The 13,037-nt window shown below is 68.7% G+C and carries 12 protein-coding genes; 7 read left to right on the plus strand and 5 right to left on the minus strand.

What is annotated here, in order from left to right:
* Positions 1 to 9: 9 nt before the first annotated feature.
* Positions 10 to 387 (minus strand): winged helix-turn-helix transcriptional regulator, encoded by a 378-nt coding sequence (locus tag AC6CHY_RS01215; RefSeq protein ID WP_217387401.1) that lies wholly within the window; start codon positions 385 to 387, stop codon positions 10 to 12.
* Between the two features lie 108 nt (positions 388 to 495).
* Between AC6CHY_RS01215 and AC6CHY_RS01220 the strand changes: the two genes are divergently transcribed.
* A complete protein-coding gene (locus tag AC6CHY_RS01220; RefSeq protein ID WP_217387400.1) occupies positions 496 to 1,104 on the plus strand; it encodes an NAD(P)-dependent oxidoreductase in 609 nt (202 codons plus the stop codon).
* 94 nt (positions 1,105 to 1,198) lie between these two features.
* On the opposite strand, the gene AC6CHY_RS01225 is transcribed toward AC6CHY_RS01220, so the two are convergent.
* A complete protein-coding gene (locus tag AC6CHY_RS01225; protein ID WP_498225148.1) occupies positions 1,199 to 2,128 on the minus strand; it encodes an alpha/beta fold hydrolase in 930 nt (309 codons plus the stop codon).
* A gap of 332 nt (positions 2,129 to 2,460) precedes the next feature.
* Here AC6CHY_RS01225 and AC6CHY_RS01230 point away from each other — a divergent pair, with 332 nt between their 5' ends.
* From AC6CHY_RS01230 to AC6CHY_RS01245, 4 genes are read left to right on the plus strand one after another with little or no spacing between them, the layout of a single operon-like run.
* Positions 2,461 to 4,125, plus strand: coding sequence for an ABC transporter substrate-binding protein (locus AC6CHY_RS01230; RefSeq protein ID WP_217387398.1), 1,665 nt, complete (start codon positions 2,461 to 2,463; stop codon positions 4,123 to 4,125).
* 28 nt (positions 4,126 to 4,153) lie between these two features.
* Positions 4,154 to 5,131, plus strand: a complete 978-nt coding sequence (locus AC6CHY_RS01235) for an ABC transporter permease (RefSeq protein ID WP_498225149.1) — start codon at positions 4,154 to 4,156, stop codon at positions 5,129 to 5,131.
* Positions 5,128 to 6,021 carry an ABC transporter permease gene (locus AC6CHY_RS01240; protein WP_498225150.1) on the plus strand — a complete coding sequence of 298 codons (894 nt, stop codon included), beginning with the start codon at positions 5,128 to 5,130 and terminating at the stop codon, positions 6,019 to 6,021. The genes AC6CHY_RS01235 and AC6CHY_RS01240 overlap by 4 nt, the downstream gene beginning before the upstream one ends.
* Positions 6,018 to 7,673, plus strand: a complete 1,656-nt coding sequence (locus tag AC6CHY_RS01245; protein ID WP_498225151.1) for a dipeptide ABC transporter ATP-binding protein — start codon at positions 6,018 to 6,020, stop codon at positions 7,671 to 7,673. Before AC6CHY_RS01240 ends, AC6CHY_RS01245 begins: the two co-directional genes overlap by 4 nt.
* A 15-nt stretch (positions 7,674 to 7,688) precedes the next feature.
* On the opposite strand, the gene AC6CHY_RS01250 is transcribed toward AC6CHY_RS01245, so the two are convergent.
* The 3 genes from AC6CHY_RS01250 to AC6CHY_RS01260 form a co-directional block, all read right to left on the minus strand.
* Entirely contained in the window at positions 7,689 to 8,828 is a 1,140-nt protein-coding gene (locus tag AC6CHY_RS01250; RefSeq protein ID WP_498225152.1) for a cation diffusion facilitator family transporter, read from the minus strand.
* Positions 8,825 to 9,187 carry an ArsR/SmtB family transcription factor gene (locus AC6CHY_RS01255; RefSeq protein ID WP_217387393.1) on the minus strand — a complete coding sequence of 121 codons (363 nt, stop codon included), beginning with the start codon at positions 9,185 to 9,187 and terminating at the stop codon, positions 8,825 to 8,827. The genes AC6CHY_RS01250 and AC6CHY_RS01255 overlap by 4 nt, the downstream gene beginning before the upstream one ends.
* A gap of 219 nt (positions 9,188 to 9,406) precedes the next feature.
* Positions 9,407 to 10,705 carry a benzoate/H(+) symporter BenE family transporter gene (locus tag AC6CHY_RS01260; protein WP_498225153.1) on the minus strand — a complete coding sequence of 433 codons (1,299 nt, stop codon included), beginning with the start codon at positions 10,703 to 10,705 and terminating at the stop codon, positions 9,407 to 9,409.
* A 298-nt stretch (positions 10,706 to 11,003) separates the two neighbouring features.
* On the opposite strand from AC6CHY_RS01260, the gene benA reads away from it, so the two are divergent.
* Positions 11,004 to 12,404: a benzoate 1,2-dioxygenase large subunit gene (benA, locus tag AC6CHY_RS01265; RefSeq protein ID WP_498225154.1), complete on the plus strand. Its 1,401-nt coding sequence runs from the start codon at positions 11,004 to 11,006 to the stop codon at positions 12,402 to 12,404.
* Positions 12,388 to 12,927: a benzoate 1,2-dioxygenase small subunit gene (gene benB, locus AC6CHY_RS01270; protein ID WP_217387390.1), complete on the plus strand. Its 540-nt coding sequence runs from the start codon at positions 12,388 to 12,390 to the stop codon at positions 12,925 to 12,927. Before benA ends, benB begins: the two co-directional genes overlap by 17 nt.
* The last annotated feature ends 110 nt before the right edge of the window (positions 12,928 to 13,037 follow it).

Here is a 13,037-nt window from a genome sequence, read left to right on the forward strand (position 1 = left end):
AGGAGGACACTATACCTCGTTGAGCTCGTCGTAGTCGTTGCGCGCCCGGAGGATTTTCTCCGCGTGGTCCTGCGACCATTCACGGATGATTTCCAGCGGGCCCAGCAAGGTTGCACCGAGCTCGGTGAGCTCGTATTCCACCCGCGGCGGCACCTCGGGGTAAATGGTCCGGGTCAACAACCCGTCACGTTCTAGGGAGCGCAGGGTTTGGGTGAGAACCTTGGGTGTGACCCCGCCGATGTCCTGCCGCAGCTGCGAGAAACGCCGCGGCCCGGATTCCAGGGCCAGGAAGACCAATGGCGTCCATTTGTCCCCCATGCGCTGCATGATCGAGCGCGAGGGGCAGTCGGGGCTCATCACATCGAAGGCACGCCGTTCAGTATCCATTAGGTAACCATATTACGTTGAGGTACTCAATATCAATTGGATACCATTGACGTCATGCCCCTGTACGGGCCGGCATGGCCCGCACAACCAGAGAGAAGGGAACAGCCCATGAAGATTGCCGTTTACGGAGCCACCGGAATGGTCGGCAGCCAGATCGTTGCCGAGGCCGCCAAGCGTGGACATGACGTCACCGCCGTGTCGCGCAGTGGACGCGAAGTCCAGGGAGCCGCCAACGTGGCCACCGCCGAGTTGGGCGACATGTCCTCATACCGCGCCCTGGCCACCGAGCACGACGTGGTCGTCTTCTCGATTCCGCCGTCGCGCACCGGCGAATCCCACCAGCCCTTCATCGACGCCCACGAGGAAATCTCCGAGACCCTCGTCCCGTCCCGCGTGTTCATCGTCGGCGGAGCCGGCGCAACCGAGGTTGACGGCGTGCGCCTGGTCGACACCCCGGGCTTCCCCGAGGCATACATGCCCGAGGCCCGGACCATGGGCGAGGTCCTGGACTTCTACACCTCGGCCTCCGGCCTGGACTGGACGATGCTTGCACCGGCACCGGTCATCGCACCGGGCGAAGCCTCCGGCGCGATCGTCCTGGGCAACGACTCCCCAGCAGGCGACCACGTCAGCACCGGCGACTTCGCCGTCGCGGCGCTGGACGAGCTCGAGGATCCCAAGCACCAGCACCGCCGCTTCACGGTAGCCAGCGCCTAGCTTGCCCGAAGTTCCCTTGGACAGATCGCCAGGATCCCCGCGTCATGGGGATCCTGGCGTTTTCATTAACACCACTGCCCCAAGGACGCCTTGATCATGGCGATGACTCGGGAGGCGGGCCCGCCGAACTGTTGCCCCGTAGCCACTCAAGCGCGTAGAGGGGGGCGGTGTCGCCTTCCTCAAGGAAGAATGCAACATGGGAGCCCTGCATCCAGTAGAGCTCGGAGCCACGGATACGCTGGTGGGCGTGCAGGGCATTTTCCGGCGGCACGCTCGCGTCCCCGGCCGCATGCATGATCAGCGTGGGACAGGTAATGGCCTCGAGGTCCAGCGGTGCCAGCGTCTTGATCGTCGCGGAGTCATTGTCAAACCCAGCACGGCGGCCAGCCCATCCGGCGGAAGCCATGAAGATGGCCTCGAGGTGCGCCATGCGGACCGGGTCCGCGGCGACGGCGGCCGCCCGGACCGCTGCCTCGGCCGGGGATGCCTGGCCGAATCGCCGGAACAGCATCTTCAGCATCGGGGTGGCGGCATGGCTGAGAAACAACAGCTGCAGCTTGATGGCAGGATCCCTGGAGCCCAGCCTGGCGAACGGGAAGGGCGGGACCGGCAGACAGACCGAGTCGATTTGGACCAGACTGGCGACCCGGTCCGGGTGTCTGGCGGCCAGGGAGTACGCGGCCGGGCCGCCTCCCGAGCCGCCAAGCACCGCCATTCTGTCGATGCCGATGTCATCCAATAATGCCGCGAGGGCATCCGCCTGCTCCGCGGATGTGCGTCCCGTTGCCAGCGGCGTCCCCAAATAGCCCGGTCGGCTGGGCGCGACGACGCGGAATCCATTGACTCGGAAGAATTCCGTGGCCACCAGTCCTTGGTCACAGCCCCCGAGGGTGCCGTGCACCGCAAGAAGCGGCTCACCATGGCCTCGGTCGGCATATTCCACGGGACCCGCAGCGGTGGCTACCGTGGTCCGGGGATGGGAAAGACAGGAGCGCAGGTCTTCGGGCCGCAGAGGAGTCTGCATGGTCCTCATGCTGGCACATGTTCGGTGTCCACAACAGCCCTGGGGATGCATCTCTCCTGGTCGTGGACCGCAAAAACCTCCCGCGATGCCAGTGATCGAGCGCCACACACCCACTGCGTCGCGCAGGACGGTCGTAGGATGCACAACGGGTGTGGTGGGACCGGCAATACCGGTTCCTCCACACCCGTTCGCCATTAACCGTCCCGCTGGGCACGGTGCGTCCCGTCTATGAACTCGGGCACACACGCCTGCGCGGGGCAGACCATGCGGACTAAGGTGGATGGCGGTACCCACCCGCCCACGCACTTCACCGTTTCGCAGGAAGCAGCATCATGAGACATGTTCGCCCCTTGGCAACCCGCCTATTCCCGGCCGCCGCGGCCCTGGCCGCGGCATTGGTGCTCGCCGGCTGCGCCCCGGCCACCACGGCACCCGAGTCCGGCAACGACGCCGGTCCCCCGGTCGCCGGCGGCACCCTGGTCTACGCCTCGGGCGACGCCGAACCAAGCTGCCTGGATCCGCACGTGGGCGGCAACTACCCCCAGGCCCTGGTCGCCTCCCAGTACCTGGAGACCCTGTACACCAAGGACGCCGCGGGCACACTGGTCCCCTGGCTCGCCGAGGACTCCACGGTCTCCGCGGACGGGCTGACCCGCACCGTGAAGATCCGGCCCGGCATCACCTTCACCGACGGCACACCGCTGGACGCCGAGGCCGTCAAGGCGAACTTCGAGCACCTGCTCGATCCGGCGACCGCCTCCTCCACCGGGTACCTGGCCCTGGGCAAGATCAAGTCGATGAAGGCGCTGGATGACGCCACGCTGGAACTCAAGCTCAAGACCCCGGACAACGCCCTGCTCGAATCCTTCGCGATGCCCTGGGTGGCCATCCAGTCCCCGCTCGCACTCAAGCGCAGCCAGGCGGAGAACTGCGCCGCGCCCGTGGGCACCGGCCCGTTCAAGGTCGCTTCCTGGAAGAAGCAGGACGCAGTGAACCTGGTCCGCAACGAGGACTACGTGCAGCCCGTCGCCACGCCCGGCCACGAGGGGGCGGCCTACCTGGACGGCATCACCTGGCGCTTCATCCCCGAGGCGGCCACCCGGTACGCCGCGCTGCAGGCCGGCGAGGTGCACGTCATCGACAACGCCCAGCCCGACACCATTGCCGCGGCAACCAAGCTCCAGACCATCAAGCACCTCGATGCCCCGCGCCCCGGTGCCTCCAACCGCATCGAGCTCAATTCCTCCAAGGCCCCCTTCAACGACGCGGCCGTGCGCGAGGCCTTCATCCACGCGGTGAACGTCAACGCGAGCGTCGACTCCCTGTTCTTCGGCACCGCGCCGCGCTCCTACTCCCCGCTCTCCAGCGCAGAGCCGCTGGCCTACTCCGCCGAATCGCTCTTCGCCTACGACCCGGCCAAGGCGGGCGAACTGCTCGACGCCGCCGGCTGGAGCGAACGCGACTCCGAGGGCTACCGGACCAAGGACGGCGAGCGCCTGTCCCTGACCTTCCCGGTGAGCACCAGCCAGTCGATCCCCGCCGAGCAGTCGCTCTTCGAGCAGATGCAGGCCACGGCCAAGGAATCGGGCTTCGAGATCAAGATCAACCTGCTGGATCTCTCCAGCTGGTACGGCGAGTTGTTCACCAACGACTACAACCTGGTCTCCGCCCCGTACACCAAGGTGGGCCCAAGCGTGCTGGCCGTGCTCTTCCACTCGGATTCCACCATCCCGGCACCGTCGGGCTACTTCGCCAACCTGTCGCAGGTCAAGGACCCGAAGCTCGACGAGCTGCTGGACTCCGCGGGGTCCACCCAGGACGAGGCCGAGCGCAAGGAGCTCTACGCGCAGGCGCAGAAACTGGTGCTCGAGGGCCACTATCTGCTGCCGCTGTACAACCAGCAGAACCACTTCCTGTACGCGGGGAAGCTGCAGAACGTCGGCGCCACCACCGCCGTGGCCACCCCGACGTTCTTCGACGCCTGGCTGGCCAAGTAGCCGAACACCGAAGAACCACCCTCCTGCCATGCACCCGCGCACCCTTGCCGGCGGGCGGTCGGCCCGGATCGCCGGGACGGCCGCCCGCTGGGTGCTGGGCAAGATCGGCGGCGGGCTCTTCGTGCTGTGGGCCGTGGCGACGGCCATTTTCTTCGGCATCCGGATGATCCCGGGCGACCCGGCCGAGGCCATCATGGGCGGGCCGGGATCGCAGGCATCCGCCGAGGCGCTGGCCCAGGCACGCGCCGACTACGGCCTGGATGAGCCGCTGTACGTGCAGTACTTCGGCCAGCTGTGGCGCCTGGCCACCGGCGACCTGGGCACCTCCTACTCGTTGAAGCTGCCCGTCGCCGAGGTGCTCGGCGAGCTGGTCCCGCCGACCCTGGTGCTGGCGGTGCTTGCCCTGGCCGTGGCCTGGGCACTCGCCCTGGTGGTCGCGGTGCTCTCCACCCGCAGCGGAAGACTGGGCACTGCCCTGGCCTCGGGGCTGGAGATCGTCTCAGCCGCCGTCCCGCACTTCTGGCTCGCCAGCGTGCTGATCATGCTCTTCGCCACCGCGCTGGGCTGGCTGCCGCCGGTGAGCACCAACTCCCCGGGCGGGCTGGTGCTGCCGGTTGCCACCCTGGCCCTGCCGCTGGCAGGGTTCCTGGGCCAGGTCATGCGCGACACCCTGGACGCCGCACACCGCTCGCCCTTTGCGCTTTCGGCCAGGGCACGCGGTGAATCGGAGACCGGCGTGCTGCTGCGCCACTCCCTGCGCCACGCCGCCCTGCCGGGCATCGCCCTCTCCGGCTGGGCCTTCGGCTCGCTGCTCTCCGGAGCGGTGGTCGTGGAATCCATTTTCGCCCGGCCGGGCCTGGGCCGCTCGCTGCTCTCGGCCGTCACCGCCCGCGACATTCCCATGGTCACCGGCGTGGCCCTGCTCTCGGCCGCCGCCTACGTGGTGATCATGGCGTTCTCCGACCTCGCCGAACGCCTTGCCGACCCGCGGATGGGTGGATCATGAGCATCGACAAGCAGGATCTGAGCCCGAGCGACCCGGTGCTGACCCCCCACCCGGCCCGGCGCCCGGCACCGGGCACCGGCGGCCTGCGGGCACTGGCGGCACGCCTGCCGCTGCTGCTCGCCGCCGCCGTGCTGGCGTTCTTTGTGCTCGCGGCGCTGCTGCCCGGCCTCTTGGCGCCCCACGACCCGCTGGCCATCAACCCCGCCGACGCGTTCTCGGCGCCCGGGGCAGGGCACCTGCTGGGCACCGACGAGTCCGGCCGCGACATCTACTCCCGGATCATCCACGGCGCCCGGCCCTCGCTGCTGATCGGGGCCGCGGCCACCGCCATCGGCCTGGGCCTGGCGTTGGTGTTGGGCACCGTTGCCGGATTCGGCGGCCGCTGGCTCGACTTCGGGGTCGGGCGGATCCTGGAGGTGCTCTTTGCGCTGCCCGGCCTGCTGCTCGCCCTGGTCTTCATTGCCCTGGCCGGACCGGGCGTCGGGACCACGGTGGTGGCAGTGGGGCTGACCACCGCCCCCGGCTACGCGCGGATGATCCGCGCCCAGGTCATTGCCCTGCGCACCTCGCCCATGGTCGAGGCCGCCACGGTGCTGGGGCGCTCGCGCGCGAAGATCCTGGGCACCCACATCCTGCCCAACGCGCTGGCCCCGATCGCGGTGCTCGGCACCCTGGGTCTGGGCCAGGCGGTGGTCTGGGCGGCGTCGCTGAGCTTCCTGGGCCTGGGCGCCCCGCCGCCGGCCCCCGAATGGGGCGCCATGCTCTCGGCCGGGCGCACCTACCTGGCCCTGGCCTGGTGGATGACCTTCTTCCCCGGCCTGGCCATCGTGTTGGTGGCTGCTGCCTCCACGGTGCTGTCCCGGGCGCTGAAGGCGGCGGGTGCCCGATGAACGCCCCGGCACCGATCCTGCGCGTCGAAAACCTCGGCGTCTCCTTCGGCGAAACCCCAGTTGTCTTGGACGTTTCCCTCACCGTCGACCCCGGTGAATGCCTGGCGCTGGTCGGCGAATCGGGCTCCGGAAAGTCCGTGACGGCGCGCTCGCTGATCGGTTTGGCCGGACCAGGATCCACCGTGCGCGCCGACGCACTGGAGGTGGCGGGCGTCGACGCCCGGGGCCTGTCCCAGCGTGCCTGGCGCTCGATCCGCGGCAACAAGGTCGGCCTCATCCTGCAGGACGCGCTCACCTCGCTGGATCCGCTGCGCCGGATCGGCAAGGAAATCGACGATGCGCTGCGCCTGCACGGCTCCGGCTCCGGGGCCGCGCGCGCCGCACGCGTCGTCGAGCTGCTCGCAGCGGTGGGCCTGGACGATCCGGTGCGCCGGGCCTCGCAGCTTTCGGGCGAGCTCTCCGGCGGCATGCGCCAGCGCGCCCTCATTGCCTCGGCCATCGCCCTGGATCCCGCCCTGGTCATCGCCGACGAGCCCACCACGGCGCTGGATGCCACCGTGGCCGCCGCGGTGCTTGACCTGCTGGCCGGGCTGCGGGCGGCAGGGTCCGGCATGCTGCTGATCAGCCACGACCTGTCCACGGTGGCCAAGGTCGCGGACACCATCGCGGTGATGCAGGCCGGGCGCATCGTGGAAACCGGTTCCACCGAGGCCATCCTGGGCGACCCGCAGCATCCCTACACCAAGGCCCTGCTGGCGGCGGTGCCGGCGGGCAAGCCGCGCTTTGCGCGGCTCTCCCCCGCGACCGCCTCCCCCGCCGCGGTTGCGGCCCCGGCCCCGGAGGCGCAGTCGGCAGCGCCCGGCGAATCCGGGCAGCCGCCGGCGCTCAGCGCCCGCTCGCTCTCCCGCTCCTTCAAGGTGCCCGGGGCAGCCGACTTCCCGGCGGTGAAGGACGTGGGCTTCGAGCTGCTGCCGGGCCGCACGCTGGGGGTGGTGGGCGAATCCGGGTCGGGCAAGACCACCACGGCCCGCATGGCCCTGGGGCTGCTGGCACCCGATGCCGGCTCCGTCCACCTGTTCGGCGAGCCCTGGAGCGCGGTGCCCGAGGCACAACGGCGCACCCGCCGCCCATCCCTGGGCGCCATCTACCAGGACCCGCTTTCCTCCTTTGATCCGCGCCATTCGGCGGGGCAGGTGCTGGCGGACGCGCTGAGTTTCGGGGCCACCCGCAATCCGCGCAAACACGCCGGGAGGATCGCGGAGCTGCTCTCGCTGGTGGGCCTGGCACCGGAGGTGGCGGCGCGGAACCCCGCCACGCTCTCGGGCGGGCAGCGCCAGCGCCTGGCCATTGCCCGGGCCCTGGCGCCGAACCCGCGGGTGCTGATTTGCGACGAGCCGGTCTCCGCCCTGGATGTCTCCATCCAGGCGCAGGTGCTGGATTTGCTCGACGAGCTGCAGCGGCGCCTCGGGCTGGCCTATCTCTTCATCTCCCACGACCTGTCGGTCATCCGGCACATGAGCGATGCGGTGCTGGTGATGCGCGCCGGGGAGGTCGTCGAGTCCGGTGACACCGAGTCGGTGTTCACCGCCCCGCAACACCCCTACACGCGCGCCCTGCTGGCCGCCTCCCCGGCGCCGACGCCCGGGCGCTGAGCCGGAGGCGCGGCTTCAGGACCCGGTTTCGCGCGCCAGGACGGGGTCGGCGGATTCCGCGGCCGGGGCCGGCTGGCCCGCGACTGCCTGGATGAGGATGTCATCGAGCTTGGGCAGCGCGCGGGCCACGCACAGCTTCGCCTCCCGGACGGTGTCCTGAACCGCGGTGAGCGCGGCGTCGTTCACCACGACCGTCGCCGTGCAGTGCAGGCGGTGGCCCACCCAGCGCAGCTGGATCCGCGGGGTCTGCAGGATCCCGGGCACGGAGGCGAAAGCCTCCTCCGCCCTGGCCAGCAGATCGGGTTCGATGCCGTCCATGAGCCGGCGCCCGATGCTGCGCACCGTGCCGAAGAGCAGCACCATGATGGCGGCGGAGATCAGCAGGCCGACGATGGGGTCGGCCAGCGGGAACCCGAGCATGGCGCCGATCGCGCCCAGGACCACGGCCAGCGAGGTGAACCCGTCGGTGCGGGCATGCACCCCGTCCGCCACCAGGGCGGCCGAGCCGATCTTGCGCCCGATCCTGATGCGGTACATGGCCACGGCCTCGTTGCCGATGAAGCCAATGATCCCGGCGGCCAGCACCCAGCCCAGGTGCGCCAGCGGCTGGGGGTGGATCAGCCGGTCGATGGATTGCCAGGCTGCGACGACTGCCGAGAGCGCGACGACCATGACGATGAACAGCCCGGCCAGGTCCTCGGCCCGCCCGTAGCCGAAGGTGTAGCGGCGGTTGGCGGCGCGGCGCCCGAGCACGAAGGCGATCCACAGCGGCACGGCGGTGAGCGCATCGGAGAAGTTGTGGATGGTGTCCGCGAGCAGGGCGACCGACCCGCTGATGGCCACCACGGCGAATTGCGCGATGGTCGTGCCGAGCAGGATGAACAGGCTGATCTTCAGCGCGCGAATGCCCTGCACGCTTGATTCCATGGCGTCGTCGATGGAATCGGCGGAATCGTGGGTGTGCGGGACGAACAGTTCAAGGAGCCATCCCCTGAACCCGGAGTGGTGCTGGTGGTCCCCGTCCCCGTGCCCGCCGGGGCCATGGCCGTCTCCGTGGGGGTGGGGGTGGTCGTGGACTTCAGGCCCGTCGTCGTGCGCTCGCGCCTCGTGGACGTGGTCGTGTCCGTGCTGCCCGGGTTCCACGCCGGCGCTCATGAGGCTTCCCGCCTGCGCGCGTGGTGCGCGGGGGTGCCGCCCAGCGCATGCTCTGCCTGGTGGATCGCGTCGACGACCAGCTGGCGGGCGTGCTCGTTTTCGAGCCGGTACAGCACCTTGGTGCCCTCCTGCCGGGTGGCCACCATGCGGGCCAGGCGCATCTTGGCCAGGTGCTGCGAAACCGAGGCCGGGCTCTTGCCCAGCAGCTCGGCCAGTGCACCGACGGCCAGCTCCCCGTCCCGCAGGGCCAGGATGATCCGCACGCGGGATGCATCGGCAAGCATGGAGAAGACCTCCACCGCGAGCTCGACGTACTGGCTGTCGGCGTTCAGGGAGCACCCCTTGCTATCTGCATTCATACGCACATAGTTGCACAGCGTGGCGGTGGCATCAAGGGCAGCGCATGCAGCAACCCGGGCATGGTCGGACGGGGGCGACGATTTGCGCGTACCCGGCCTCGCCGATCGACCTGGTCCCCGGATTTCATACGGGTGATCAGCTATGCCGACGATGTGCTCGTGGTGGCGCTGGTGATGCGCTTCGGGGTGCCCGCCCGCGGCAATAGCCGCAGGAGCGGGCTACTGCTTCCTGGCCTCGCCGGCCGGAATGTCCGCCGGCAGGGAGCGCCCGGCGGCGGGCCTCGCGCGCCGCCGTCCCCGGGCCACGGTGAGCAGCAGGTACACCGCGGCGCCGGCCAGCACGCCCCAGAACGGGGACACAATGCCCAGCGGCGCAATGCCCGAGGCAGTGACGATCAGGGTGACAACCGCCGCCTCGATGGCCGAGGGGCCGTGCCTGCCCGCATCGAGCATGTCCAGCAACGAGCCCTGCAGGGCACCAAGCAGTGCAACCCCGGCCATGGCCGTGATCAGCTCGCCGGGAACCGCCGCAAACAGGTCAAGGATGGTGGCGCTGAACAGCCCGAAGCCAATGAAGAACACGCCGCCGGCGGCCCCCGCGATGTAGCGCTTAGCCGGGTCCTCGTGGGCCTCGCGGCCGCAGCAGATGCCGGCGGTGATGGCCGCGAGGTTGATGGCGTGCGAACCGAACGGGGCGAAGAGCACGCTGGCGACGCACGTGCCGCTGAGCAGCAACCTGTCGTTGGGCTCGTAGCCGCTGGTGCGCATCATGACCAGCCCCGGGCCGTTCTGCCCGGCCATGGTCACGATCAGCAGCGGGACGGAGATGCCCATGATGGCCTGGATCGAGAAGGTGGGCACGGTGAACACCGGAACGGTCAGCGCGAGGGAGAGATCGGGGCTCTGGGCCTGGCCGGCAATCACCGACAGCAGGACTCCGGCCACCAGGGCGGCAGGCACCGCGTACTTCGGGAACAGGCGCCGGCCGACGAAGTAGGCCACAACCAGTCCCCCTGCGACGACCGGCGAGACCAGCACGGCCTGGGTGACGTTCAGGACGAAGGGCAGCAACACCCCTGCCAGGACGGCGGCCAGGATCGGGCGCGGGACCGCCGCAAGCAGCTTGCCAAAGAGGCCGCTGAGGCTCAGCACCAGGCCCAGCAGCCCGGCCACGATGTACGCGCCGATGGCCTCGGAAAACCCGTAGTCGCCCAGCACCGTGAGCAGCAGCGCCGCACCGGGCACCGACCAGGCCACCACGACGGGCTGGCGCGTGAACAGGCTCAGGAGCAGGCCCACGATCCCGCTGCCGACGGACACCGCCCACACCCAGGAGGCCGTTCGGGCCGGGTCAAGCCCCGCCCTTTCGGCGGCCTGGAGGATGACCAGCATGGGACCGGCGTAGGACACCGCCACGGCGATGAATCCGGCGCACACGGCGCTGACCGAGACATCGCCCAGGACCCCCGGAAGTCTGGTGCGAGGACCCCTGGCCCCCGCTCCGGCTTGATTGCTCACGGGCACGATGGTGCCGCCTTTCGGATGGAGGGTAACGGCTCGGATTCCGCGGGCGGCAGACGTCCAGGACCGGGGAGAACCATTTGGGGCCCAACGCTACGGCGCGGGCGCGCCGTAGACAAATATCAAGATCTTTGTGATTGATATCGCAATCCACTCAATGAGCACCACCCTTGGTCAAGCCTAGGCATATGCCCAGTGTGAGGTCACGCACATACTGACATGGTGTATCTCATGGTTTCGCCACCCACCGGGTGGACCAGGGCGCCAGCGCCCGCTACGAAGGATGGAGCACTCCATGACAGAAACACTTGATACCGTCTCGGCCCTGCTTGATGATGCACTCGTCGACAGCCCGGAGACCGGCGAATTCCGCGCCAACCGAAATATCTTCACCGACGAAGAGACCTTCGAGCTCGAGATGAAGCACATCTGGGAGGGCAACTGGATCTACCTAGCCCATGAATCCCAGATCCCGAACATCGGCGACTACTTCACCACGAACATCGGCCGCCAGCCGATCGTGATCTCGCGCAACAAGGAAGGCGTGCTCAACGCCCTCATCAACGCGTGCAGCCACCGCGGCGCCATGCTCTGCCGCCGCAAGACCGATAACCGGACCACGTTCACCTGCCCGTTCCACGGCTGGACCTTCAACAACTCCGGCAAGCTGCTCAAGGTCAAGGACTCCCGCGGCGCCGGCTACCCGGAGGGCTTCAACAAGGACGGCTCGCACGACCTGACCAAGGTCGCCCGCTTCGAGTCCTACCGCGGCTTCCTCTTCGGCTCGCTGAACGCGGACGTCAAGCCGCTGACCGAGCACCTCGGCGAATCCACCAAGATCATCGACATGATCGTGGACCAGTCCCCCGAGGGCCTCGAGGTCCTGCGCGGCTCCTCGACCTACACCTACGACGGCAACTGGAAGCTCCAGGCGGAAAACGGCGCCGACGGCTACCACGTCTCGGCCACCCACTGGAACTACGCAGCCACCCAGGCCCGCCGCAGCGCCGGCGAGTCCACCAACGACACCAAGACCATGGATGCCGGCGGCTGGGACAAGCAGGAAGGCGGCTACTACTCCTTCGAGAACGGCCACCTGCTGCTGTGGACCGAGTGGCTGGACCCGGCCAACCGCCCGCTGGCCGAGAAGCGCGACGAACTCGTCGCCGCCCACGGCGAGGCCAAGGCCGACTGGATGATCGGTGTCTCGCGCAACCTGTGCCTGTACCCGAACGTGTACCTGATGGACCAGTTCTCCTCGCAGATCCGTGTCTTCCGCCCGGTCGCCGTGGACAAGACCGAGGTCACCATCTACTGCATCGCCCCGGTCGGCGAATCCGACGAGGCCCGCGCCAACCGCATCCGCCAGTACGAGGACTTCTTCAACGCCTCGGGCATGGCCACCCCGGATGACCTGGAGGAATTCCGCTCCTGCCAGAAGACCTACCTGGCCACCGCAGCCAAGTGGAACGACCTCTCCCGCGGCCAGGCGCACCAGATCACCGGTGCCGACGAGAACGCCAAGAAGATCGGCCTGGAGCCGATTTCCTCCGGCGCCCGCACCGAGGACGAGGGCCTCTACCCGATCCAGCACGGCTACTGGCTCGACACGATGCGCAAGGCCGTCGCCGCCGAGGCCGCCTCCACCACCACCGGCACCACCGAACAGGGGAACCACCATGACTGCAACCACTAACGCCATCATTACCAAGATCCAGACCGGCGCCGGTGAGGTCAAGCTGGAGGACATCGCGCAGTTCCTCTACCGCGAAGCCCGTTTCCTCGATGACCGCGACTTCGATCGCTGGATCGACTGCTACCACCCCGAGGCCACCTTCTGGATGCCGGCCTGGGCCGACGATGACAAGCTCACCGAGGATCCGCAGCGCGAGATCTCGCTGATCTTCTACGGAAACCGCGGTGGCCTGGAAGACCGCGTCTTCCGCATCAAGACCGACCGCTCCAGCGCCACCAGCCTGCCGGAACCGCGCACCGGTCACAACATCACCAACGTGGAGATCGTGTCCGTCGATGGCGACAAGGTCGATGTGCGCTTCAACTGGTTCACGCTCTACTACCGCTACCAGAACGTCGACACCTACTTCGGCACCTCGTACTACACCATCGACTACTCCGGCACCCAGCCGGTCATCATGGCAAAGAAGGTAGTCCTGAAGAACGACTACATCCACCACGTGGTCGACATCTACCACATCTAGTCCCGCACGGGCCCCCTCCCGGCCCCGGAGACTGGCGTGCGGGGGCGTTGACTCGCCCCCGCACCACCACCTTGCACCTCTTGCCGCACCACCCTGCACTATTTTGAAAA

Source organism: Paeniglutamicibacter sp. GQ140 (assembly GCF_059759235.1).

Excerpts from the sequence above, each read along its gene's own strand:
- AC6CHY_RS01215 (WP_217387401.1), bottom strand. The coding sequence starts at position 387 with ATGGATACTGAACGGCGTGCCTTCGATGTGATGAGCCCCGACTGCCCC.
- AC6CHY_RS01220 (WP_217387400.1), top strand. The coding sequence starts at position 496 with ATGAAGATTGCCGTTTACGGAGCCACCGGAATGGTCGGCAGCCAGATC.
- AC6CHY_RS01225 (WP_498225148.1), bottom strand. The coding sequence starts at position 2,128 with ATGCAGACTCCTCTGCGGCCCGAAGACCTGCGCTCCTGTCTTTCCCAT.
- AC6CHY_RS01230 (WP_217387398.1), top strand. The coding sequence starts at position 2,461 with ATGAGACATGTTCGCCCCTTGGCAACCCGCCTATTCCCGGCCGCCGCG.
- AC6CHY_RS01235 (WP_498225149.1), top strand. The coding sequence starts at position 4,154 with ATGCACCCGCGCACCCTTGCCGGCGGGCGGTCGGCCCGGATCGCCGGG.
- AC6CHY_RS01240 (WP_498225150.1), top strand. The coding sequence starts at position 5,128 with ATGAGCATCGACAAGCAGGATCTGAGCCCGAGCGACCCGGTGCTGACC.
- AC6CHY_RS01245 (WP_498225151.1), top strand. The coding sequence starts at position 6,018 with ATGAACGCCCCGGCACCGATCCTGCGCGTCGAAAACCTCGGCGTCTCC.
- AC6CHY_RS01250 (WP_498225152.1), bottom strand. The coding sequence starts at position 8,828 with ATGAGCGCCGGCGTGGAACCCGGGCAGCACGGACACGACCACGTCCAC.
- AC6CHY_RS01255 (WP_217387393.1), bottom strand. The coding sequence starts at position 9,187 with ATGAATGCAGATAGCAAGGGGTGCTCCCTGAACGCCGACAGCCAGTAC.
- benA (WP_498225154.1), top strand. The coding sequence starts at position 11,004 with ATGACAGAAACACTTGATACCGTCTCGGCCCTGCTTGATGATGCACTC.
- benB (WP_217387390.1), top strand. The coding sequence starts at position 12,388 with ATGACTGCAACCACTAACGCCATCATTACCAAGATCCAGACCGGCGCC.